The organism is Haloechinothrix salitolerans (assembly GCF_042662605.1).
Classification (GTDB): Bacteria; Actinomycetota; Actinomycetes; order Mycobacteriales; family Pseudonocardiaceae; genus Haloechinothrix_A; species Haloechinothrix_A salitolerans.
Map to the genome: position 1 here is coordinate 667,845 of NZ_JBHSXX010000001.1, position 22,262 is coordinate 690,106.

Here is a 22,262-nt window from a genome sequence, read left to right on the forward strand (position 1 = left end):
AACAGGGGGTAGTATGTCCAGCTCTCGCCCGCTCGTCGCCATAAGTGAGGAAAGCGTCCTCGACGAGATCTTGCGCATCGCCGCGGCGGCGGGGTGCGAACTCGATTGCGTCCCCGACCTCGTAGCGGCACGGGCACAGTGGGCACGGGCACCCCTTGTGCTTGTCGACGGCGCCATGCTCAACGACGGCGACGGACAGCTACCTAGGCGCGGCGGTGTCGTGCTCGTCACTGGCCAGCCGCTCGACGTCTCGGGCTGGGAAACCGCGTACGCCGCGGGCGTCGAGCGGGTGCTGACCCTGCCTGACGCGGAATCCGCACTTGTCGACCTACTCGCCGACACCGCGGAAGAACCAACGGAGGGGCGAGGTGCGGTGCTCGGCGTGATCGGCGGCAGGGGTGGCGCCGGTGCGTCAGTGTTCGCGGCGAGCGTAGCCATCGCGCATGCCGACGACGGTGGAGACGCGTTGCTCGTTGACTGCGACGCGCTGTCTGGTGGCATCGACCTGGTGCTCGGTGCCGAACACACCGAGGGGTTGCGTTGGCCGGACGTCACCGTGCGCGCCGGCCGAGTGTCGATGTCCGCGCTACGTGACGCGCTCCCCGAAGTGAGTGGCGGTGCGGGCAGGCTGGTCGTCCTGTCATGCGGCAGGTCGGGGGACGGCCCAGCGCCGGAAGCGGTTTCGGCCGTCATCGACGCGGGTGTGCGGTCTGGGTACACGGTGGTGTGTGACCTGCCGCGACACCTGGGTTCGGCTGGATGGCAGGTCGTGGACGTCGCCGACCTGATCGCGGTCATCGTGCCGGCCGAGGTACGCGCCACCGCTTCGGCACACCGGCTGGTCGAACGGCTACGGCATCGGTCGCGCCGTGTCGGGCTCGTTGTCCGAGGTCCCTCGCCCGATGCGTTGCCCGCTGATGTCGTTGCCGACGTGGTCGACGGTGAGCCGCTTGCCGTGATGCGTGCCGAGCCACGGCTGGCGAGGGCGCTCGAACGCGGTGAGTTCCGGCCTCGGCGTGGTGGCCCGCTCGCGGGTGGCGCCGCTGACGTGCTTAACGCGTTGCGTGTCGACTCGAAAGTAGCGGCCTGATGCGTGCGGACCTGGTTGACCGCGTGCGCAGACGGCTGGCCGATGACGGCGCCGACGTCAGCTCAGCGACGGTGGCGGCGGCGATACGGGCGGAGTTCGGCGTCGCTGGCCACGAAGAGGTGTTGTCCGCGTTGCGTCAGCTCCGCCACGAACTGGTCGGCCTCGGCCCGCTCGCGGAACTCGTTGACGACGATGCCGTTACGGACGTGCTGGTGACCGCGCCGGATCAGGTATGGACGGATGGCGTTGGGGGCCTGCGGCGTAGTGATGTCACGTTTTCCGACGAGGCGTCGGTGCGGCGACTGGCGCAACGGCTGGCGCATGCGGCGGGCAGGAGGCTCGACGATGCGCAGCCCTTTGTCGACGGGTGGTTGCCGGCGGCGGCCGCCGCGGCTCGGGTCCGGTTGCATGCTGTGCTGCCGCCCGTCGCGGCCGGAGGTACGTACCTGTCCCTGCGGGTACTACGGCCCGCGGCGCATGACCTCGCCGCACTCACCGCGTTAGGGACGGTGGATGCGGCGGGTGCGGCCTTGTTAAGGGCGATCATCTCGGCGCGTTTGACACTGCTCGTCTCCGGGGGAACCGGCGCGGGCAAGAGCACCTTGCTAGGAGCGTTGCTTGGCGCCGTCGCACCGACCGAACGCATCGTATGCGTGGAAGACGCTGGTGAGCTCGAGCCGGATCATCCGCAGTTCGTACGCCTCGTCGCCCGGCCGCCGAACGTCGAGGGCGCTGGAGAGGTCGGCCTGCGGGAGCTTGTGCGGCAGTCGCTGCGGATGCGACCTGACCGGCTCGTCGTGGGCGAGGTGCGGGGTTCCGAGGTGGTCCAGCTACTCGCCGCGCTCAATACCGGCCATGAGGGCGGTGCGGGCACGCTGCATGCGAATTCCCCTGCCGAAGTGCCCGCCCGCCTCGAAGCGCTCGCCGCGTTGGGCGGATTGTCGCGGGCAGGGCTGCACAGTCAGGTCGCCGCCGCTGTGCGTGTCGTTCTCCACATGCGGCGAGACGGCGATCGGCGCGTGTTGGCCGAGATCGGCGTGCCGCATCGGCGTGGCGACGACGTCGAAGTCCTGCCTGCCTGGCGTGACGGTGACTGGACCGAACATGGCAGCGCTCTTACCCGCCTGCTCACGGAGCGGGAGGTGATGGTGCCGTGCTGACGGTCGCGACTGTCACCTGTGGGCTGGGGCTGTTGTGCTGGCCCGCGGGCCGTGCCATGCCGCGGCTGCGCGCGGTCCGGGGTATGGCGGGTATGACGTCGTGGCGAGTAGCGCACCCTTGCCGCGCGATGACGTTCCGAAGCGTCGCCGGGATGCTTACCGCGCTCGCGATGCTGACTGGTGTGCTCACCCTCGGCATGGTTCCCACTGCCGTACTACTCGCGCTCGTCGCGGGCGTGGCGTGGCGCTGGCGCGAGCGGTCGCGCGAACAGGCGCGCGCCACGGCGATGTCCGCCGTAGCTGACGCGCTTGGCGGGATCGTCGCGGAGCTACGGGCGGGTGTGTCGCCAGTCTCCGCTGTCGATTCCGCCGCTGCCGACCTCGACGTCCGCCACGCCGAGGCCGCGGCGAAGCTGCGTACCCTCGGTGCCGCAGCACGTCTTGGCTGCGATATCACCGCGCAGGTTCGTGCGCGGGACCACGTCGACCCCGTGCTGCTGGCTGTCGCACGGATCGCCAGTGGCTGGGCGCTGGCGCATCGCCACGGACTGCCGCTCGCCGATGTCCTCGATTCCATCCGGCGCGACGTGGAGTCCAACGCTCGGTTCGCGGCACGGTCGCGAGCCATGATGGCAGGGCCACGAGCGAGCGCGGCCGTGCTCGCCGCGCTCCCGGTGCTGGGAATCGCGCTCGGTGAGGCCATGGGTGCGGGGCCGATCGCTGTGCTGCTCACATCCGCCGTTGGGCAATTGCTTCTTGTGTGCGGGGCCGCCCTCGTTCTCGCGGGCACCGCCTGGTGCGCGGTGTTGACCAGGCAGGAGGTGTTGGCGTGATCGAGCTCGCGTTCGGCGCCATCGCGGCCGCGGTGCTTGTGTTTCCCGCCCCGCGCGCGTCGATGCTTCGCACCCAGGCGCTGCTGTCTGTTTCTCGTGCGGCCCGAGTGCCGTCCGCTGGCATTCGTGGCACGCACGGGATGTTGTATCGGTTCCGGCGCCCTGGGCGCGTGAACTCGCTGAGCCTCGCGGCGCACTGGGACTTGCTCGCGGCCTGCCTCCGGGCCGGAATGCCCGTGGCTGACGCACTCGGTGCGGTAGCCGACACCATGCCGACATCGGCGGCTGCCGCGCTACGCCGTACCGGCGAACTCATCGCACTGGGTGCCGCGACCGAGGAAGCTTGGCGGCCAACACTGGACTGCGTGGCGACGGCGTCGCTAGCGCGAGCCGCGCGGAGAACCGCGAGATCCGGCAGCGCGCTCGCCGGTGCCGTCGACGACCTCGCGGCCAGGCTGCGTGCCGAGTTCACCGAATCAGCGCAGGAACGCGCGCAGCGAGCGGGAGTACTGATCACGTTGCCACTCGGCTTGTGCTTCCTGCCTGCTTTTCTGTTGCTCGGGGTCGTGCCCGTCGTCATCGGGCTCGCCAACACCGTGACCGTTACACCCTGAACCACAGGAGCGTCCATAGTGGACGTTCGCGGGAGTTAGTTCAACGACATCAAGGAGGTCACTTACGATGCCCTTGTTCCCTCTGCCGTCATACCCGCTTCCCGTGAGGCCGCTACCGCCGAAACGACCACCGCAAGTCGCGCGACGTGGTGGTCTCGCCGGAACGCCCACGACGCCACCGTTCCCCATGATGTGTCCACGTACGCTGCGAGCCAGGTTGCGCGCGCTGGGTGCGGCGGAACACGGCATGACGACCGCGGAATACGCCATCGGAACACTCGCTGCCGCGGCGTTCGCCGCCGTCCTTTATGGAGTCGTCAGCGGTGACTCGGTCGTCGACGCGTTGACGGGACTCGTCGAACGCGCGCTCTCCGTGAACTTCTGATGGTGCTGTTTCCGCGCCGCGGTGACGACACCGGAACGGTGACGGTTGAGGCCGCCATCTCGCTTGCCTCACTCGTTGGGCTACTTGTCCTCGTGCTCGCGGGAATCGGCGCGGTTACTGATCAATTACGGTGTACCGATGCCGCGCGCGAAGCCGTCCGGCTCGCGGCACGAGGCGATCCCGACGCCGCGAGACGAGCGGTTGCCGCGATCGCTCCGAACGGTGCGAGCCTGGAGTTCGTTCCCGATGCTGATGGGCTCGTCGCCGTAGTGCGTTCGGTGCCGGTCGGCGGGCTATTGCCCGGTGTACGTATCGAAGGTGCCGCGTTCGCGATCATCGAGCCGGGAGTCGTCTCCGTCGAGTCGTCGCCGGAGGGTCCGAGTCCGTGACGCGGGTAGGCAGGCAATATGTCGGCGGCGGAGGCGACCACGGAATCGTCACGGTATGGACGGCCGGTGTCGCCTTCGCGCTGCTAGCGGTGTTCGCGATGCTGATATACCTCGGTGCGGCGACCCATGCCCGGCATCGGGCCGCCGCGACAGCCGATCTCGCCGCCCTCGGCGCGGCGGTGAAGCTCAACCACGGAACGCGGCACGCCTGTGAGGCCGCCGCGCTCGTTGCTCGGCGCATGAAGGTCGACCTGGTCTCATGTCAGGTACGAGGCTGGGATGTGCTCGTCACTGTCCAGGCAACTGCCGGATGGCCGCTCGGCGACGTCGGCGGCGCGGGCGAGGTGACCGCTCGGGCGCGTGCGGGTTCCGTGGAGGCCGTGCGATGAACGGTTCTACCGAACCTGACCGGCACGAGCAGGAGTCCGGTTAGACGGTCCCGGTGACGCGATGAGCGGTATTACGCGCTGGTCACGACGTGTTCTCTCGTGGTGTCCAGGCGCTGGACACGTTCGGTTGAACCGTTAACCACTGGTCGTTCATCGCGCCGTGACCACCGGTTATCGACTCACCACTACACGCGATCTGCAACTTGCCGTTTAGTGAAGTGTGCGAGGTCGCAACCGGCCCCGCGAGCGAAGGCCCAACGAAGGGCAGGAGGCAGGAACAGCGAGATGAACAATCCGACGATCGGCATCGACAGCGTCTCGTGGCGTGATGCGTTCCGCATCGAGTTGCGGGCGGAAGCCATCGGCCTCGCGACGCGGGGTTGGCCAGTCGTGCCGGGGACCGCTCCGGCGGGCGACGGCGTGTCCGGCCCGGTACCGGTGCACGACGACTGGCAGGAGCGTGCCGTCGCTGACTCTGGGGACGTCATCGAGTGGTGGGGTGGCGAGGTATACAGCGTCCTCGTCGCCACCGGAAGCTACGTCGACGCCGTCGAGGTAGACGCCGAACTTGGCCACCGTGCGGCGACCTTATTGAGGGAGACCGGCCGCCCCGCTCCCATCTTGGCTATGCCGAACGGCAAGTGGGTGTTCCTCACCGAGTCTGGTGGCGAACTGGCCGGGGAACTCGCCACGCGCCCCGGAGTCGTCCGCCATGGCATGGGTAGTTGGGTGCCACTGCCGCCGACCCCGTTCGCGCATGGCGTCGTGCACTGGCGGGTCAAGCCCGAAGTGTGGGAGTGGAAGCTCCCCCGTGCGGGCGCGCTGCATGGCGTTCTCGCCAGGGCGCTCGCCACGCTGCCCGACAACCGTGACAGCGAGTTCCACGTTCACGCCGCATAACTGAAGACCATCAAGGTGGTCGTGCTCACCGTGATTCCCGCGCTGCGCTTCCCGCCCACCGGCATAAGGGGCACCTCCCGCCCCCACGTCCCCTATGCCGGCAAACCAGCGCGGACCGCCCCGAGCACGGTATCCAGCACGGCCACCGCGCCCGCCTTGTCCAGCGGTTCGTTGCCGTTCCCGCACTTCGGCGACTGGACGCAGGACGGGCACCCTGCCGGACACTCGCAGGAGACGATCGCCTCCCGCGTAGCTGCCAGCCATGGGATCAATGCGGCATGGCCGCGATCGGCGAATCCCGCGCCCCCGGGATGGCCATCATGCACGAACACCGTCGCCTCCCCGGTGTTCGCGTGCAAGGCGGTGGAGACACCGCCGATGTCCCATCGGTCGCAGGTAGCGAACAGCGGTAGCAGGCCGATCGCCGCGTGTTCGGCGGCATGCAGGGAGCCGGGGATGCGCGCTGCGGTCAACCCAGCGCCCCCCGGTTCCCTGCCATTCAACAACTCATCGCTGACCGTGTACCAGACCGCTCGGGTGTGCAGCGTGCGTTCCGGCAGGTCCAACGGCACCTGGTCGATCACCTCCCCGGAAGGCAAGCGTCGCAGGTAACCCACCACCTGTGAGGTCACCGCGACCTGGCCGAGGCAGACCGTCACGCCGCCGAAGACGTCTCGCGACGTCGTCTCCAGCACTTCGATGTCCGTCACGTCGCGCGCCGACGTGCTCCATTCCGGGTTCTCGGCGTGTACCAGCGCGAGACCGGCGTCCAGATCAAGGTCGTCGACCACGAACGACGCGCCTTGGTGCAGATAGACCGCTCCGGGATGGACAGTGGCGCAGGCGGCACCGCTGTCGACCGTGCCGAGCACCCGTGATGTCTCCGCCTCGACGATCACCACGTGATCGTTTCCGCCGCCGCGGATGCCTACCTGTGCATGCGGGCGTTGCCGCGACGTCCAGTACCAACCGCTCGCACGCCGCCGGAGCAGCTTGTCGTCCACCAGCGTCGCGAGGACCCGCCGTGCCGCGTCGTCACCGAAGTCCGCCAGCTCTTCCGCCCGTAGTGGCAGCTCCGCCGCTGCGCACGCGAGCTGTGGTGCGAGCACGTAGGGGTTCGTCGGGTCCAGTACGGCGGCCTCCACCGGGCGATCCAGCACCGCGTCCGGATGGTGCACCAGGTACGTGTCCAGTGGGTTGTCCCGTGCCACGAACACCACCAGCGCGTCTTTGGTAGAGCGGCCAGCGCGGCCAGCCTGCTGCCAGAAGGAGGCCAGCGTGCCCGGATAGCCCGCCAGCACGACGGCATCCAGGCCCGCGATGTCGATACCCAGCTCCAGCGCGTTTGTCGACGCCACGCCGAGCAACTCACCGGAGAGCAGCTTCGCCTCCAGTTCGCGACGTTCCTCTGGGAGAAACCCCGCGCGATACGCCGCCACCCGCTCCGACAGGTCCGGGTCAACGTCGGCCAGCACGCGCCGCGCCCCCGCCGCGGTCAGTTCCGCTCCCCGCCGCGACGTAACGAACGCCAGGCTGCGGGCACCCTCGATAACCAGGTCAGCGAGGATGCGCGACGCCTCAGCGCCAGCGGAGCGTCGCACGGGAGCGCCGTTTTCGCCGGTGATCTCCGTCAGCAGCGGCGGTTCCCACAGCACCACCGTGCGCGCGCCGCGTCCCGAGCAGTCCTCGGTCACCGCCACGCAGTCCACGCCCGTCAGCCGCTGAGCGAATGTCGCTGGGTCGGCGGTCGTCGCGGAGGCGAGCACGAACGTCGGCGCTGCGCCGTAGTACCTCGCCACTCGTCGCAGCCTGCGCAGCAGCACCGCCACATGCGAGCCGAACACGCCTCGGTAGCTGTGGCACTCGTCGACAACGACATAGTCCAGCTGCCGGAAGAACCGCGCCCAGCGCTGGTGGGCACTGAGCATGGTGTGGTGCAGCATGTCTGGATTGCTGAAGATCAGGTTGGCGTGGTCGCGTGCCCAGTCTCGCTCCGGCATCGGCGTGTCGCCGTCGCACGCGACCGCCCGCACCTCACGCAGGCCCAGGTCGGCCACCGACCGCAGCTGGTCGTTCGCGAGCGCCTTCGTCGGCGACAGGTACAACGCCGTGCTACGGGAGCGTGTCGTCAACGTCGTCAGGACGGGGAGTTGGTAACCGAGCGACTTGCCGGACGCCGTCCCGGTTGAGATCACGACGTGCCGCCCCTGCCAGGCGTGCTCGACCGCCGCCACCTGGTGTGACCATGGCCGTGTCACACCGGACTGCCGCAAAGCGGACACGACGTCGTCAGGTGCCCATTTGGGCCAATCCTGATGGCGGGGCGGCCGCGCGGGCAGCGTTGTGAGATGTGTCACGGGGTTCTCGCCGGACGGTACCCCCGCCAGCACTTGGCGTAGCAGCGTGCCCGCGAGTGCTACCTCGACTTCGGCGATATCCACGACCGCGAGCTTCGCACATAGGGCAGACAGTCCAGGAGCGTCCCGGACGTGACTGGGCGCACCGTCGTGACATCGCGCACGCGGCTACCAATAGACTCCGCCACAAATCACACCACTGTGGTGAAGATCCCACTTCAGCACGAGGGGTGCGATGCACTCGCTCGGTGCTGATAACTAGGCGAACACAGGAGGACGAATGTCCCGGCAGTTCCTCGCGGACAGCATGACGCTGTCTGGAGGCGACTACGGCATCGTGGCCGCAGTCGCCGTGATCGCCCTCGCCGCACTCGCCATCGGTTATGTCCTGCTTCGTGAGGTTCTGGCGGCCGGCCAGGGCACCGAGAAAATGCAGGAGATCGCCAAGGCCGTGCAGGAAGGGGCCATCGCGTACCTGAAACGGCAGCGCAACACCCTCGGCATCTTCGGTGTCCTGGTGTTCGTGCTGTTGTTCTTCCTACCGGCGGAAGACTGGGGTGAGCGCATCGGCCGCTCGGTGTTCTTCCTGGTAGGCGCTTCGTTCTCGTTCGCCATCGGATACCTGGGCATGTGGCTGGCGACGCAGGCCAACCTGCGGGTCGCCGCGGCGTCCCGGGAATCCGGTGGCCGCGAGAAGGCGATGCGAATCGCGTTCCGCACTGGCGGCGTCGTCGGCATGATCACGGTGGGCCTCGGCCTGTTCGGTGCCGCGGTAGTCGTGCTCGTCTACGCCGGTCAGGCCCCGAAGGTGCTGGAAGGGTTCGGCTTCGGTGCCGCCCTGATCGCGATGTTCATGCGTGTCGGTGGCGGGATCTTCACCAAGGCCGCTGACGTCGGCGCCGACCTCGTCGGCAAGGTCGAGCAAAACATCCCCGAGGACGACCCGCGCAACGCGGCGACGATCGCCGACAACGTCGGTGACAACGTCGGTGACTGCGCTGGTATGGCGGCTGACCTCTTCGAGTCATACGCGGTGACGTTGGTGGCCGCGCTGATCCTGGGCACCGTCGCGCTCGGCGCTGACGGCCTCGTGTTCCCGCTGATCGTGCCCGCCATCGGTGTCATCACCGCCGTGATCGGCGTCTACATCACCAAGGCGCGCGAGAACGAGGGCGGCCTCGTCACGATCAACCGCTCGTTCTACATCTCGGCCGTGATCGCGGCGGTGCTGTCCACCATCGCCGCGTTCGTGTTCCTGCCGGGTGAGTTCCTCGAGGCGGACGGCAACCCCGCGATCGTCGCCACCGTGTCCGTGATCATCGGTATCGCGCTCGCCGGTGTCATTCTTTGGGTCACCGGCTACTACACCGGCACCGAGCACAAGCCGGTTCAGGACGTCGGCAAGAGCTCCGAGACCGGCCCCGCAACGGTGATCCTGACCGGCATCTCGGTCGGCTTCGAGTCCGCCGTCTATACCGCGCTCGTCGTCGGCGCGGCCGTATTCGGTGCGTACCTTATCGGCGGCAGCGCCGCGTTGTTCGCCGTCGCGCTCGCCGGTACCGGCCTGCTGACCACGGTCGGCGTCATCGTCGCGATGGACACGTTCGGCCCGGTCTCCGACAACGCGCAGGGCATCGCCGAGATGTCCGGGGACGTCGACGAGCAGGCCGCTGGCGTGCTCACCGAACTCGACGCCGTCGGCAACACCACCAAGGCCATCACCAAGGGCATCGCGATCGCGACCGCCGTGCTCGCCGCGACCGCGCTGTTCGGCTCCTACCTCGCGTCCATCAACGAGGCGCTCACCGAGGCAGGCAGGTCGCTCAACTTCGCGGACTACGCCGTCTTCGATCCGAAGGTGCTCGTCGGCATTGTCATCGGTGCCAGCGTGGTGTTCCTGTTCTCCGGGCTCGCCATCAACGCCGTGTCGCGGTCCGCGGGTGCCGTCGTGCGCGAGGTGCGCCGCCAGTTCCGCGACATTCCGGGCATCATGGATGGCTCGACCAAGCCGGAGTACGGCCGCGTTGTCGACATGGTGACCAAGGACGCGCAGCGGGAGCTGGCAACGCCGGGTCTGCTCGCGGTGTTCGCGCCGATCGCCGTCGGCTTCGGCCTCGGCACCGGTGCGCTCGCCGGGTATCTGGGCGGCGCGATCGGTGCCGGTGTGCTGATGGCGGTGTTCCTCGCCAACTCCGGTGGCGCGTGGGACAACGCGAAGAAGCTGGTCGAGGACGGCCACCACGGCGGCAAGAACTCGGAGGCGCACTCCGCGACCGTCATTGGTGACACCGTGGGTGACCCGTTCAAGGACACCGCCGGTCCCGCGATCAACCCGCTCATCAAGGTGATGAACCTGGTGTCGCTGCTAATCGCGCCCGCCGTGGTGAACCTGAGCGTCGGCGACTCGGCGTCACCCACCGCGCGGGTGATTATCTCGCTGGTCGCCGTGGGCATCATCGTCGGTGCGATCATCATCGCGAAGCGGCGGGTCAGCGTGATGACCGATGAGCCGGCCGAAACGGTGAACGCCTAGCGTCACCGGCTCGACGTCCCGCTGAACGGCCACCTCGGAGGCGCGGTGCTTCTGGGGTGGCCGTTCGCGCGTGGTGCCGTGAAGGGCATCTTCATGGCGTCTGGTGCCAGTAAGATGCCCTTCACGGTACCCCGCCCACTAGCGCGACTTCGAACTTCTGTTCTACGATGTGTCGTCGTGGCGCAGCTCTCCTTTTATTCCGCCGACGCGAGCCAGCCCGGGGTGGCTGACCTCGCGGGTGTGCTGTGCGCACACGGCAGGATCGTCAGTTTCGCGTCGAGCGCGGCGCGGTTGTCGATCGTGGTGGACGAGCCATGGCGGGCGACGGCGCTGCGGGAGGAGTTCGCGGTACGAGGTGTCACCGCGACATTGACGACGGCGGACTGCGGCAGCCCGCTGGTGCGCACGGCGTTCCGGTCCGACCTGCTCGGTCTCGCCACGGCGTGGACGGGGGACGGCGCGAAGCGCGTGCCGGATGACTTCCTGCTGACCGGCGCCGTGCTGCGGCTGTGGGCGTTGGCGGCTGGCGCGCGGGAGCGGCATGATGGCAAGCGGCGCAGCGGGTTCCTGCTGGGTTTGGACGCCGATGAGCAGGGAACTCACGAACCGTTGTTGCGCGCTTTGCGGCAGGCTGGCCTACTCTCGATGTCCAGTAGGGGTAGCGTTGTCGGAGTTCGCACGGACACACCCGCCGTGCGAGTCGCGGGGCGAGCCCGGCTGCGCAGGCTGGTTGAGCTGGTTGGCGACGCTCCCATCGCGGCGGAACCGGCATGGCCGGCATCACTGGTCGCGGTGTCGGCGTAGGCAGGACTTGCGGTCATAGGTCATGCTGTCAGTCCAACCCGGCAATGCCATTGACCAGCGGCCATGCTAAAGGTGGAAAAAGGAACTCAGTGAGGAACGGCATCACGCCTGGTATCGACGCATCTCTCGTGGATGCTTGGCACGGAGCCGGTTCACTGGATCGGCGTCGATGCGATTCACCTGCCGCGGCGCACTCGCGCGACGCTGTCGTGGCGGTGTCGCCGTACCAGGAATCGCGCGACCGGTAAAGGAGGCTGCCAAGCGTGGCAGGATCGACACGGAGCAAAAGCGGCACGGGCGCTTCGGCTGACGGCAGGCGGCGGCTTGTCATCGTCGAGTCGCCGGCGAAGGCGCGCAAGATCGCTTCTTACCTCGGCCGCGACTACGTCGTCGAGTCGTCCAAGGGCCACATCCGTGACCTGCCGCGCGGTGCCGCCGACGTGCCCGCCAAGTACAAGGGTCAGCCGTGGGCGCGGCTCGGCGTGGACGTCGAGCACGATTTCGAGCCGCTCTACGTTGTCACGCCGGACAAGAAGTCCACGGTGACCGAGCTGAAGGGCCTGCTCAAAGACGTCGATGAGCTCTATCTCGCCACGGATGGTGACCGCGAGGGTGAGGCGATCGCCTGGCATCTGATCGAGGCGCTGAAGCCGAAGGTGCCGGTGCGCAGGATGGTCTTCCACGAGATCACCGAGCACGCCATCCGCGACGCGGCCGAGAACCCCCGCGACCTCGACAACGCCCTGGTCGACGCGCAGGAGACCCGCCGGATCCTTGACCGGCTCTACGGCTACGAGGTCTCGCCGGTCTTGTGGAAGAAGATCATGCCGAAGTTGTCGGCCGGTCGGGTGCAGTCCGTGGCGACCAGGATCGTCGTGGAGCGCGAGCGCGCCAGGATGCGGTTCACCTCCGCGTCTTACTGGGACATCGCCGCCACCATGTCGGCGGCCGACAACACCAACGGCGATGCGAAGTCGTTCAGCGCGCGGCTGGTCTCCGTGGATGGCGACCGCATGGCGACCGGCAAGGACTTCACGTCGGACGGCGTGCTCAAGGAGTCGCTCACCGACGTCAAGGTGCTGGACGAGGCCGAGGCGACCCGGCTGGCGCAGGCGCTCGCCGACGCCGAATTCACCGTCGCCAGTGTCGAGTCGAAGCCCTACACCCGCAAGCCGTACGCGCCGTTCATGACGTCGACGCTGCAGCAGGAGGCGGGGCGCAAGCTGCGCTTCTCGTCCGACCGCACCATGCGGATCGCGCAGCGGCTGTACGAGAACGGTTACATCACGTACATGCGTACCGACTCGACCACGCTGTCCGAGACGGCGCTGACGGCCGCGCGCGACCAGGCCACGCAGCTCTACGGCGCGGACCATGTCGCCAAGAGCCCCCGGCAGTACAACCGCAAGGTGAAGAACGCGCAGGAGGCACACGAGGCGATCCGGCCCGCCGGTGAGGTGTTCCGCACGCCAGGCGAGGTCGCGAACGAGCTGGAGTCGGATGAATTCCGGCTGTATGAGCTGATTTGGCAGCGCACTATCGCATCCCAGATGGCTGATGCGAAGGGCACGACGATGTCGGTGCGCATCACCGGCACGGCCGCTGGCACCGGTGAGGAGTGCACGTTCGCGGCCTCCGGTCGCACCATCACGTTCGCGGGGTTCCTGCGCGCCTATGTCGAGGCGGTCGACAGCGAGGCGGGTGGCGAGGCCGACGACGTCGAGCGCAGGCTGCCACACCTGGAGCGTGACCAGCGCGTCAACGCCGACGAACTGGCCGCGGACGGTCACACGACGTCACCGCCGCCCCGCTACACGGAGGCGAGCCTGGTCAAGGCCCTCGAGGAGCTGGGTATCGGGCGGCCGTCGACGTATGCGTCGATCATCAAGACGATTCAGGACCGCGGTTACGTGTGGCGGAAGGGTTCCGCGCTCGTGCCGTCCTGGGTGGCGTTCTCCGTTGTCGGGCTGATGGAACGGCACTTCGGGCGTCTGGTGGACTATGACTTCACCGCCGCGATGGAGGATGAGCTGGACCGTATCGCCGAGGGCAGGCAGGAGCGCACCGCGTGGCTGTCCGGGTTCTACTTCGGCGGCGACGTCGGCCCTGCGGGGTCGGTAGGTCGCGAGGGCGGGCTGAAGAAGCTGGTCGGCTCCGGCGTCGAGGACATCGACCCGCGCGAGATCAACTCGATCCCGATGTTCACCGACGACGAGGGCAGGACGGTGTATGTCCGGGTGGGTCGCTACGGCCCCTATCTGGAGCGCACCGTCAGCAAGGACGGCGAGGAAACCTCGCAGCGGGCAAACCTGCCGGACGAGCTGCCGCCGGACGAGCTGACGGCCGAGATCGCGGAGAAGCTGTTCGCGACCCCGCAGGAAGGCCGCGTGCTCGGCACCGATCCGGTCACCGGGCACGAGATCGTGGCGAAGGAGGGCCGGTTCGGCCCTTATGTCACGGAGATCCTGCCAGAGCAGGAGGAACAGCCCGCCGAGAACGGTAAGAAGAAGACGTCGAAAGCGCGGAGGCCGAAGCCGCGCACCGCGTCGCTGTTCAAGTCGATGTCGATCGAGTCGGTGACGCTGGACGACGCGCTCAAGCTGCTGTCGCTGCCGCGCGTCGTCGGTACGGACCCGGAGTCCGGCGAGGAGATCACCGCGCAGAACGGGCGTTACGGGCCGTATCTGAAGAAGGGCACGGACTCGCGTTCGCTGGCCACCGAGGAACAGATCTTCGACATCACGCTGGATGAGGCGCTCAAGATTTACGCCGAGCCGAAGCGCAGGGGCCGGCAGGCAGCGGCCCAGCCGCCGTTGAAGGAGTTGGGTGAGGACCCGCAGTCCGGTAAGCAGATGGTGGTGAAGGACGGGCGGTTCGGCCCGTACGTCACCGACGGTGAGTACAATGCCTCGCTGCGTAAGTCGGACAGTGTGGACGACCTGACGCCGGAGCGTGCCGCCGAGTTGCTCGCGGAGAAGCGCGCCAAGGGGCCCGCGCCAAAGAAGAAGCGGAGCACCGCCAAAGCGAAGAAGTAGTCCGCACGCGGGGGTATGCCGCCGTGGCTTCGGTGAGTGCGCGCGGAACCCCGGGTATGGGTAGGGAAACGCATCCGTGCGGGCGATCGCCTGTGCCGGTGTTGGGCGCTACGCTCGAGAGTGCGTTCGCTCGAAAGTGGTCTCGGGGGTAGGCGATGGCATCGCACGCTGGATTGGACGGCGTTGACGGCACGCAGCCGTTAGCGCCAGCCGCGCTGTATCCAGACCCGACAGCGGGCCTCGTCACGTCGGACGCCGATATCAGCGCGAGCGCGTTCGCGGTCCGGTACGACGATGTCGAAGTCCCGATCGCGCAGCCGGTCGAGGCGGATCAGGAGGCCATTAAGGCGATGACGGAGGCCGTCCTCGCCGACATCGATGAGTCGGACAGCAGGCCAGGCGGTTCGACGTCGGGACAGCAGGGCGGGCATCGCACGGGCGCCCCGCCTGGCATGATGGCCGCACCGCAACCCGCGAGCGCGCGGATGCGGGAGGCGTGGCGCTCCTATCAGAGTCAGGGAAGTAGCGGGGACGGCATTTCGCTGCCCAAGCCGAAGCTCACCCCAAGAACGAGCAATACCGGCGCCGTGATTGTCGCCGTCGTTCTCATCGTGGTTTTCGGCCTGATCGCGCTGCAAGTTATCGGCGGCATCGTCGGGGCTATCGGCGGTAGCCTGGACTGACCCGCCCTCGGCGCCGCTTCCCGCGGTGCTACCTCTCACGGTCGCCGCCGGTGCGGGTCGGCCGGTCGGCGAAGGTTACGCTTGCCCGAGCAGTGCCACGGTAGCGGCGGGTCACCATGGACAACCGTGCGACCGTCGAGACGAAGTGGGGTGTGGTTCATCGCTGGGGTGCTTGGTCAGGTAGGCGAGAGCGGCGCGGCCACCCAAACGGCCACCAACGCGTCCACGGTGTACCGCGCGCGCCGCGTACTAGCGATCAAACCGTTCCGCAGATTGTGGACGGTCATGTTCCTCTGCAGCACCGCCGACTGGCTGACGCTGCTGGGGCTCACCGGCCTGGTGACCAAGCTGACCGAGACCTATATGGCGCAGAACTTCGCGTTCAGTGGCGTCGTGCTCACCCTCCTGTTGCCGGGCTTGATTTTCGCGCCGCTCGGTGGACTGCTCGCCGACCGCTTCGACCGCCGCAAGGTGATGGTCGCCGCCGACGTCGTGCGGTGCGTGCTGCTGCTGTCGATCGCCCTTGTCGGTTCGCCGTTGTGGTTGTTCGCGGCCAACTTCATGGTCGGTTTCGCTTCCACGATGTGGATCCCGTCGAAGGAAGCCGCCGTCCCGAATCTGCTGCGGCGCCGCGACCAGGTGGAGACGGCGAACCAACTCGGCATGGTGATGACCTATGGCTTCGCCGTCGTCGCGGGCGCTGGGTCGTATGCGCTGATCACGGTGTTGCCGCAGGTGATCGGCCTGCCGGAAGGCACGACCGGTGAGTTCGGTATCGCGAAGTTCGTCGTGATCTGCACCGGACTGCTCTACCTGCTCAGCGCGATCATCATCGCCACCCGCATCCCTGAACTGTCACTGCGCAACGTGCATGAGGACGACCAGGATGCGAAGGGGGCCTCCACCGAGGACGCCGCACCTGTCGGCTTCCTTCAGATGATCAAGGACGGCGCCCGCTACGTGCGCAGCACCAAGCTGGTGCGGGGCCTGCTCATCGGCATGGTCGGCGCGTTCGCGGCCGGTGGCGCCGTCGTGGGGTCGTCCAAGCCATACGCGGCCAGCTTGCTTGCCGGGGAGTCCGCGTTCGGCATGATGTTCGTCTGCGTGTTCCTCGGTCTCGCCGGAGGTATGGCGGGCGCACCGAAACTCGCTCATCGACTACCGCACGACCGGCTGTTCGGCATCGCGATCGTGTTCGCCGGGTTCGCGCTCATGGCGGTGGCGGCGGCACCACACCTCATCGTCGCGCTGGCCGCCGTGACGCTGGTCGGCGCATGCGCGGGGGCAGCCTTCCTTACCGGCGTCACCATCATCGGTACGCAGGTCGAGGACGCCATTCGCGGGCGGATCAACGCGATTTACCAATCGCTGATGAAGATCATTCTCGGCGGCTCCGTCGCGGTCGTCCCGCTGCTGATCGGCTTGGTGCGGCCTCGCGTCATCAGCGTGTTCGACAACCGCATCGTCATCGACGGCACCCGGCCTGTGCTGCTCGGCGGCGGTGTGCTGGCCGCGCTCGTCGGCGTCGCCGCGTACCGGCTGATGGACTCACGGCGCACCGAGCCCATCATGGCGGACCTGCGCAACGTGTTGCGCCGTCGCCCGCGCCGCGCGAACGGTCTACTCATCGCCATCGAGGGCACCACGGCGACCGACACCGCGGACCAGGCGGCCAAGCTCGCACTGTGGCTGCGCCGCAACGTCACTCAGCCGATCGCGCTCGCCACGGACCCCGCGCTGGACGACAAGCGGCTCACGTCGATCCTCACCAACGCCTCGCTCACCGGGGCGCGCGCTCGCGCGCTCGCGGCCGCGGCCGTGCGGGCCGACATCGTGGAACGCGACGTCCGGCCCGCGTTGGACAACGGTGGCATCGTGGTGATGGAACGCTTCGCGGACTCTTCGCTAGCGCACCTGTCAACGGTCGCGGGGCTCGACGCCGACGAGTTGGAAGGGTTGGCTGACTGGGCCACCGACCGGTTGCGGCCCGACATCACGTTGCTGCTCGACACCGAACCGACCCCGGACGGCGATGGCGGCGTCTCGCACCAGCAATGGCGGATGCGGGGCCTGCTGTCCGAGATGGCCGCCGCCGACCCGGACCGCTACGTCGTCATCGACGCCGACGGCCCGCCGGACGAGGTGGCCGAGCGGGTGCGGACGGCTGTGGAGGCCGTGTTGCTCACCAAGGGCATCCGGCGCTCGCCCAACGCGGCGGCCGCGGCGCGGGACGCGCGCGAGGCGGAGGAAGCGTTCGCCGCGGACGACATCCCGGTCGCTGCGTTGGCCGAGCCGGTGGCCGACGTATCCTCCGATGTGCCCGCGTCACAGGAGACAGCGACGAAAGGCGGTGGGGCATGAGCGTGTGGTCGCAGCTTGTCGGGCAGGAGCCCGCCGTCGAGACGTTATCCGCCGCGGTGACCGACCCGGCGTCGATGACGCACGCGTGGCTGTTCACCGGGCCACCTGGCTCCGGGCGGTCGGTCGCCGCGAAGACGTTCGCCGCCGCTCTGCAGTGTGAGCCGGGCACCGGCTGCGGTGAGTGCACCGGATGCCGCACCGCGCTGGCTGGCACCCACGCGGACGTGCGGCTCGTCGTACCGGAGGGGTTGTCGATCTCTGTGGCGGAAATGCGCGCACTGGTGCAGACGGCCGCGCGGCGGCCCGCCACGGGACGCTGGCAGATCGTGATCATCGCTGACGCCGACCGGCTGACGGAGGGCGCGTCGAACGCGCTGCTCAAGGCCGTTGAGGAGCCGCCGTCGCGCACGGTGTTCCTGCTCTGCGCGCCGTCGGACCACCCTGAAGACGTCAGCGTGACGATCCGCTCCCGATGCCGCCTGGTCAACCTCCGCACGCCGCCACCGGAGGCGATCGCGCGGGTGCTGGTCGAGCGCGATGGCATCGAGTCCGAGCTCGCGCGGTGGGCGGCGTCCGTGTGTGGGGGACACGTCGGCAGGGCGCGCAGGCTCGCCACCGACGAGGCCGCGCGACAGCGGCGCGCCGAGGTGCTGCGGATTCCGACGAACCTGCGCAGGCCGGCGGACGTCTTCGCGGCGGCGGACGTGCTGATCAAGGCGGCCGAGGCGGACGCCGCGGAGGAAAGCAAGGAACGCGACGAGGCCGAGCGGAACGAACTGCGGACCGCGATGGGCGGCGATGGCACCGGCAAGGGCGTGGCGGCGGCGAAGCGGTCGGCGGAGGCCGCGGTGAAGGCGCTGGAGAAGAAGCAGAAGTCGCGGGCCACCCGCACGCAGCGCGACACGCTCGACCTGGCGTTGGTCGATCTGGCTGGTTTCTATCGGGACGTGCTTGTCGTGCCGAGCGGGGCGCGGTTGAACCACCCGGACGTCGCGGAATACAGCACGGAGGCCGCCCGCCGCTGGTCACCGGACCAGGCGCTGCGCAGGCTAGAGGCCGTGCTCGCCTGCCGTGAGTCGATCCTGTGGAACGTCAAGCCACGGATCGCGGTGGAGGCCATGGTCGCCACGCTGGCGGAGTAGTCACTCCGCCGGTAGATACCAATCCGGCCAAAGTAAGCCGAGTTGGCAGGTCAAGCTAGTTCGCCAATCGACTTACTTTCGGTCTTCTTGGTATGCCCTCGGCACAGGGGACGGCGTTGTCCGCCTTGGCGTGCGGAACGGGAGCGTGAGCAGCACGACACCGAGCAGCACGGCGGCCGCTCCCGCCCATAGCAACGGGACGCTGGTCGCCGCCGTGCTCGGGATGTTCAAACCTGGCGGAACCGCGTCACCGGCGGGTGCGTCGGCAACGATGGTGCCGCACTCAACCCCACCCGGCGCGACCAACGCACCGGCGGTCTGCTCGCCGAGTGAGTACTGCGCCAGCGTCGACGGCACCTCGTAGGGCAGACCAGCGACGTCGCCCTTCTTGGACGCGAGTGCGTTGGCGAGTGCGCGGGTCGGCAGTAGTTGGACGTCGAGTAGCCGCGCGGACGCGGCGTACTCGGTGCCACTGATCGGGGTATCCGTCTCGGCGCTGGTTTGGTTGAGCCCGCCGACGCTGAGCCGCAGCACGAAAAGGTCGCTGACCGCACGCCGCGCCGGGTCGCGTAGCTCAACCCGGGTCCCTTTCGCCGTCCGCGCCGCGCCGGCCACGATCGGCACCGACGCCAGCTTGGCCTTCGTACGCTGGTGCAACGCGGGTTTTGGAACGCCGATAGGGAGATCCTTCGAGCGGTTGTCCGCGTCCAGGGTGAACAGTTCTCTGCCGCCGCGCTTGACCGAAATCGTGGGAATGTCGAAGTCGACCTCGGACGTCTTCTCGTCGCCAGTGGCGGTGACAGTGAGCGAGGCAGGGCGCCGCACCGTCGCTGTCATGCCGAGCGGACTGCCGGGTAGCAGTTCGATCTTCTTGGTGCGCACGGTCGACGTCGACCGCACGGCCTTGCCATCCGACCCTGGAGCATCGACGATCGAGATCTCGGACGTGGTGTCGACCCCGTTGGGTACGCGCACCAGCGTGCCGTCGCCGTCGTCGCTTTGCTCGGCGCCGGAGAGGAGCCCGCTGAGCGTGCCGAGACCGCCGTCGGGCCGGAAACGGCCGGAGACGGCGTCGTTCGGCAATGGCAGGTCGTTGACGTCGATGTTCGGCAGGGTGGGGATGGCGTTGCCCGCGGCGAGACGGCCGGTCTCAGTGCTCGCACGAGACGCGGTGTCGACGCACGGACCGTCCTCCTTCCCCCAGCGTGCGTGCACTGTCGCGGTGGTGTCGCCGATGCTGACGAGTGCGTCACCGGGCGAGTCCGGTGCGCTGAGCTGTTCTGTCGCTGGCTCGGCGTTATCCGGCGCGGCCGTCTGCACCAGGAAGCCACCAGTGGGTGTTTCGATGTCACCGAACAGCGAGCCCTCCGGCGTCGCCTGCGCGATGGTGCGCTCGAACGGCAGCGCCGCATTGGTGTTGAGCTGAGCGGTAGCGAGTCCGTAGCCCGCGTCGAACGGGCGGTCCTCCGACGGGAGTCTGGTCAGGTCGGGCAAGATCGACGTCTCAGGAATCGACCCGGGGAGCAACCGCAGCATTATGGCGGCCGAGCCAGCGTGGCCGACGGCGTGACCAGCATCGGCGGGCTCCTGCTGCGCGGCAGCGAGGATCGCCGCACCTGTACTGATGGCGGCGCTGGCCTCGCTCGGTTGGCTTGCCGCGCTGGTCATGACGGCGAGCAACCCGCACACCGAGCCAAGGGCCAGCGTACGGATGCCGCGATGCCGCATAGGTGTCCTCCGGTCGAACGGGTGCCTGCGTCCTGTCTAGTCGATGTTGGTGGGGGCTGCGAGTGACGCGGCGGGCAACCGCTACACTAGACCGGTCCGAGCGACACGCCGCCTTAGCTCAGTCGGCCAGAGCGACGCACTCGTAATGCGTAGGTCAGGGGTTCGATTCCCCTAGGCGGCTCCACACTGACCAGGCCCTTTCCGACTACGGAAGGGGTCTGTTGTCTTTGGTGTGTTCGGTTGGGCTGCGATCGCAGGCAGGCAACGGTTACTTGTTCTTAGATAGAAACCGGCGCTAACCGACGTCCGATTGGCAGCAGCGGTTCGTGTCGTCAGGACCATAACGTGCCAACGCTGTTGTGATGCACTCCGCGCTGACCGGGTCAGTGATGCGGTTGTGGGCGGCGCGTAGCAACTCCGACACGAGGTGATGGGCCGCGGTGTGACCAGCTTCGTCACGAACGTGATCGATCACTCGTATGATGGCATCATCATTCAGGCTGGTTATTGCAGCACGCAACTCAGCGAATTTGGCCTCGATGTATGCATCGGCGGGCAAGTTGGTCAAGTCGTCCATAACCTCACCCAATCTGACCTACCGATGTGGAACACGCAGTCGTGCCTAGCCCATCGACAGACGATCTGGTCAGGGCACATCGACGACTTGTTCAATTCCGGTTGAACTGCCAAGCCGAGCTTGGCCGCAGTCACTGCCTCAGGTAACGCAAACCCCACTTTGCTTCGAATCGCGCCACCGGGTCAAGCGTGTACAGCATCGTCGTGGTGCGATATGCCGTCACGTATCAGGGGGTGGCGCCGTTGTTTTGGTAGATCGATGAGCAGAGGGGTGCTATCCCATGAGGCACATGTGGCCGCTGACGGCGACAGTGGTAGAGCCTGTCGCGGGTTCGGCATCGCTGGTGACGCCGGGTGCGGCCGCGGACACGGCGCCAGCCTCGCCGGTGCCAGAGGCCGGTTCGGCCGTCTCGAACACCGCGTCGGTGAAGGTCACGTAGGTCTATGCGGGAACCGTCCGCCACCAGCGGCAAGGAACGGCTCCAGGACGGTGCCGCCGGGAAACGGGGCGGTGAGCGTGGTGGACCGGTCTTGGGGCTCGCCAGCGTGGCTGTCGGTGTACTCGGTTTTGTGTGGGCCCTCGCGGGGGCGACGCTGCTCGTCACCGCTCCGCTGGGGCTGGCAGCACTTGGCTGTGGCGTGCTCGGCTGGAACCGTGCGCGCCAGCGGCGCCCGCCAGGCCGCCGCGACATGGCCGCCATCGGTTCCTCGCTCGGCGTGCTGGCGTTGCTGGGCGGTGTCCTGACGGGCACAGGTGGTTCCGGGAAGATCGACCCCGGCAGCGAACCCCGTGCCGCGGCGGCGCTGCCCGGAGAAGCGATTCGTATGGGGGGCGTCGAGGTCGCGGTCACTGATGTCCGTTCTGCTCCGAGCGACAGTCCCGCGAGCTCTGGTACGCGCGTGACGGTGGTCTATCAGCTCACCAACATCACCGGCAGTGACAAGGTCTTCGACAAGAGTGCGCAGATCGTTTATGCCGACGGCCAGGCGTATCCCGCGAGTGCGCAGGGGACGCTCGAAGTGTCCGATTCCGCCACGATGCTGCTGATGCTTGAGCCGGGTGTCACCACGCGCGGTAAGGTCGCGTTCTCCGTGCCTGACGCGGCAAGGCTGACCACGATCGGCGTGGTCAGCTCGGACGGAACGGAACATCTGGTCACGGCGCCCTGATCGAGCTGTGCCGCGATGCGGTCGCTCATGGCGTCGTGGCGCATTCCCCGGATAAGTCAGCACGGATGTTGCGCACATGCAGAATAGAATTTAACATCGATTAACTCCAATGC

The 22,262-nt window shown here is 67.9% G+C and carries 19 protein-coding genes and 1 tRNA gene; 16 read left to right on the top strand and 4 right to left on the bottom strand.

Going from position 1 to position 22,262, the window contains the following annotated elements; all coding sequences use genetic code 11:
* Positions 1 to 13 precede the first annotated feature (13 nt).
* The 8 genes from ssd to ACFQGD_RS03255 all read left to right on the top strand — a co-directional run bounded on the left by ssd (position 14) and on the right by ACFQGD_RS03255 (position 5,760).
* Complete coding sequence (gene ssd, locus ACFQGD_RS03220; protein ID WP_345407174.1) at positions 14 to 1,090, top strand: septum site-determining protein Ssd; 1,077 nt, start codon at positions 14 to 16, stop codon at positions 1,088 to 1,090.
* Positions 1,090 to 2,250, top strand: coding sequence for a TadA family conjugal transfer-associated ATPase (locus ACFQGD_RS03225; protein WP_345407176.1), 1,161 nt, complete (start codon positions 1,090 to 1,092; stop codon positions 2,248 to 2,250). The genes ssd and ACFQGD_RS03225 overlap by 1 nt, the downstream gene beginning before the upstream one ends.
* The gene (locus ACFQGD_RS03230) at positions 2,244 to 3,083 is read left to right on the top strand and encodes a type II secretion system F family protein (RefSeq protein WP_345407179.1); all 840 of its coding nucleotides are present in this window, start codon (positions 2,244 to 2,246) and stop codon (positions 3,081 to 3,083) included. Before ACFQGD_RS03225 ends, ACFQGD_RS03230 begins: the two co-directional genes overlap by 7 nt.
* Positions 3,080 to 3,697, top strand: a complete 618-nt coding sequence (locus tag ACFQGD_RS03235) for a type II secretion system F family protein (RefSeq protein WP_345407182.1) — start codon at positions 3,080 to 3,082, stop codon at positions 3,695 to 3,697. The genes ACFQGD_RS03230 and ACFQGD_RS03235 overlap by 4 nt, the downstream gene beginning before the upstream one ends.
* 190 nt (positions 3,698 to 3,887) lie before the next feature.
* A complete protein-coding gene (locus ACFQGD_RS03240; RefSeq protein WP_345407185.1) occupies positions 3,888 to 4,082 on the top strand; it encodes a DUF4244 domain-containing protein in 195 nt (64 codons plus the stop codon).
* Positions 4,082 to 4,471 (top strand): TadE family type IV pilus minor pilin, encoded by a 390-nt coding sequence (locus ACFQGD_RS03245; protein WP_345407188.1) that lies wholly within the window; start codon positions 4,082 to 4,084, stop codon positions 4,469 to 4,471. The genes ACFQGD_RS03240 and ACFQGD_RS03245 overlap by 1 nt, the downstream gene beginning before the upstream one ends.
* Positions 4,468 to 4,860: an Rv3654c family TadE-like protein gene (locus ACFQGD_RS03250; RefSeq protein ID WP_345407191.1), complete on the top strand. Its 393-nt coding sequence runs from the start codon at positions 4,468 to 4,470 to the stop codon at positions 4,858 to 4,860. The genes ACFQGD_RS03245 and ACFQGD_RS03250 overlap by 4 nt, the downstream gene beginning before the upstream one ends.
* Positions 4,861 to 5,145: 285 nt before the next feature.
* Complete coding sequence (locus ACFQGD_RS03255; protein WP_345407194.1) at positions 5,146 to 5,760, top strand: bifunctional DNA primase/polymerase; 615 nt, start codon at positions 5,146 to 5,148, stop codon at positions 5,758 to 5,760.
* Between the two features lie 92 nt (positions 5,761 to 5,852).
* Here ACFQGD_RS03255 and ACFQGD_RS03260 read toward each other — a convergent pair whose 3' ends face one another.
* Entirely contained in the window at positions 5,853 to 8,201 is a 2,349-nt protein-coding gene (locus tag ACFQGD_RS03260) for a DEAD/DEAH box helicase (RefSeq protein ID WP_345407197.1), read from the bottom strand.
* 196 nt (positions 8,202 to 8,397) lie between these two features.
* Between ACFQGD_RS03260 and ACFQGD_RS03265 the strand changes: the two genes are divergently transcribed.
* From ACFQGD_RS03265 to ACFQGD_RS03290, 6 genes are all read left to right on the top strand, one after another.
* Positions 8,398 to 10,650: a sodium-translocating pyrophosphatase gene (locus ACFQGD_RS03265; RefSeq protein WP_345407200.1), complete on the top strand. Its 2,253-nt coding sequence runs from the start codon at positions 8,398 to 8,400 to the stop codon at positions 10,648 to 10,650.
* 177 nt (positions 10,651 to 10,827) lie between these two features.
* Entirely contained in the window at positions 10,828 to 11,454 is a 627-nt protein-coding gene (locus ACFQGD_RS03270; protein ID WP_345407203.1) for a hypothetical protein, read from the top strand.
* A 263-nt stretch (positions 11,455 to 11,717) separates the two neighbouring features.
* Positions 11,718 to 14,489, top strand: a complete 2,772-nt coding sequence (topA, locus tag ACFQGD_RS03275) for a type I DNA topoisomerase (protein ID WP_345407206.1) — start codon at positions 11,718 to 11,720, stop codon at positions 14,487 to 14,489.
* A 155-nt stretch (positions 14,490 to 14,644) separates the two neighbouring features.
* The gene (locus ACFQGD_RS03280) at positions 14,645 to 15,172 is read left to right on the top strand and encodes a hypothetical protein (protein ID WP_345407209.1); all 528 of its coding nucleotides are present in this window, start codon (positions 14,645 to 14,647) and stop codon (positions 15,170 to 15,172) included.
* A gap of 168 nt (positions 15,173 to 15,340) precedes the next feature.
* Positions 15,341 to 17,533 (top strand): bifunctional MFS transporter/dTMP kinase, encoded by a 2,193-nt coding sequence (locus ACFQGD_RS03285; RefSeq protein ID WP_345407570.1) that lies wholly within the window; start codon positions 15,341 to 15,343, stop codon positions 17,531 to 17,533.
* Positions 17,530 to 18,675: a DNA polymerase III subunit delta' gene (locus ACFQGD_RS03290; RefSeq protein WP_345407212.1), complete on the top strand. Its 1,146-nt coding sequence runs from the start codon at positions 17,530 to 17,532 to the stop codon at positions 18,673 to 18,675. Before ACFQGD_RS03285 ends, ACFQGD_RS03290 begins: the two co-directional genes overlap by 4 nt.
* Before the next feature lie 72 nt (positions 18,676 to 18,747).
* Here ACFQGD_RS03290 and ACFQGD_RS03295 read toward each other — a convergent pair whose 3' ends face one another.
* Positions 18,748 to 20,403 (bottom strand): hypothetical protein, encoded by a 1,656-nt coding sequence (locus ACFQGD_RS03295; protein ID WP_345407215.1) that lies wholly within the window; start codon positions 20,401 to 20,403, stop codon positions 18,748 to 18,750.
* Positions 20,404 to 20,510: 107 nt separating this feature from the next.
* On the opposite strand from ACFQGD_RS03295, the gene ACFQGD_RS03300 reads away from it, so the two are divergent.
* Positions 20,511 to 20,587, top strand: a tRNA-Thr gene (locus ACFQGD_RS03300).
* Positions 20,588 to 20,698: 111 nt separating this feature from the next.
* Here ACFQGD_RS03300 and ACFQGD_RS03305 read toward each other — a convergent pair.
* Complete coding sequence (locus ACFQGD_RS03305) at positions 20,699 to 20,980, bottom strand: hypothetical protein (protein WP_345407218.1); 282 nt, start codon at positions 20,978 to 20,980, stop codon at positions 20,699 to 20,701.
* A gap of 273 nt (positions 20,981 to 21,253) precedes the next feature.
* Positions 21,254 to 21,415: a hypothetical protein gene (locus tag ACFQGD_RS03310; protein WP_345407221.1), complete on the bottom strand. Its 162-nt coding sequence runs from the start codon at positions 21,413 to 21,415 to the stop codon at positions 21,254 to 21,256.
* Positions 21,416 to 21,423: 8 nt separating this feature from the next.
* Here ACFQGD_RS03310 and ACFQGD_RS03315 point away from each other — a divergent pair, with 8 nt between their 5' ends.
* The gene (locus tag ACFQGD_RS03315; protein ID WP_345407224.1) at positions 21,424 to 22,149 is read left to right on the top strand and encodes a DUF4352 domain-containing protein; all 726 of its coding nucleotides are present in this window, start codon (positions 21,424 to 21,426) and stop codon (positions 22,147 to 22,149) included.
* Positions 22,150 to 22,262: the final 113 nt, after the last annotated feature.

Excerpts from the sequence above, each read along its gene's own strand:
- ssd (WP_345407174.1), top strand. The coding sequence starts at position 14 with ATGTCCAGCTCTCGCCCGCTCGTCGCCATAAGTGAGGAAAGCGTCCTC.
- ACFQGD_RS03225 (WP_345407176.1), top strand. The coding sequence starts at position 1,090 with ATGCGTGCGGACCTGGTTGACCGCGTGCGCAGACGGCTGGCCGATGAC.
- ACFQGD_RS03240 (WP_345407185.1), top strand. The coding sequence starts at position 3,888 with ATGTGTCCACGTACGCTGCGAGCCAGGTTGCGCGCGCTGGGTGCGGCG.
- ACFQGD_RS03245 (WP_345407188.1), top strand. The coding sequence starts at position 4,082 with ATGGTGCTGTTTCCGCGCCGCGGTGACGACACCGGAACGGTGACGGTT.
- ACFQGD_RS03255 (WP_345407194.1), top strand. The coding sequence starts at position 5,146 with ATGAACAATCCGACGATCGGCATCGACAGCGTCTCGTGGCGTGATGCG.
- ACFQGD_RS03265 (WP_345407200.1), top strand. The coding sequence starts at position 8,398 with ATGTCCCGGCAGTTCCTCGCGGACAGCATGACGCTGTCTGGAGGCGAC.
- ACFQGD_RS03280 (WP_345407209.1), top strand. The coding sequence starts at position 14,645 with ATGGCATCGCACGCTGGATTGGACGGCGTTGACGGCACGCAGCCGTTA.
- ACFQGD_RS03290 (WP_345407212.1), top strand. The coding sequence starts at position 17,530 with ATGAGCGTGTGGTCGCAGCTTGTCGGGCAGGAGCCCGCCGTCGAGACG.
- ACFQGD_RS03295 (WP_345407215.1), bottom strand. The coding sequence starts at position 20,403 with ATGCGGCATCGCGGCATCCGTACGCTGGCCCTTGGCTCGGTGTGCGGG.
- ACFQGD_RS03305 (WP_345407218.1), bottom strand. The coding sequence starts at position 20,980 with ATGGACGACTTGACCAACTTGCCCGCCGATGCATACATCGAGGCCAAA.
- ACFQGD_RS03315 (WP_345407224.1), top strand. The coding sequence starts at position 21,424 with ATGCGGGAACCGTCCGCCACCAGCGGCAAGGAACGGCTCCAGGACGGT.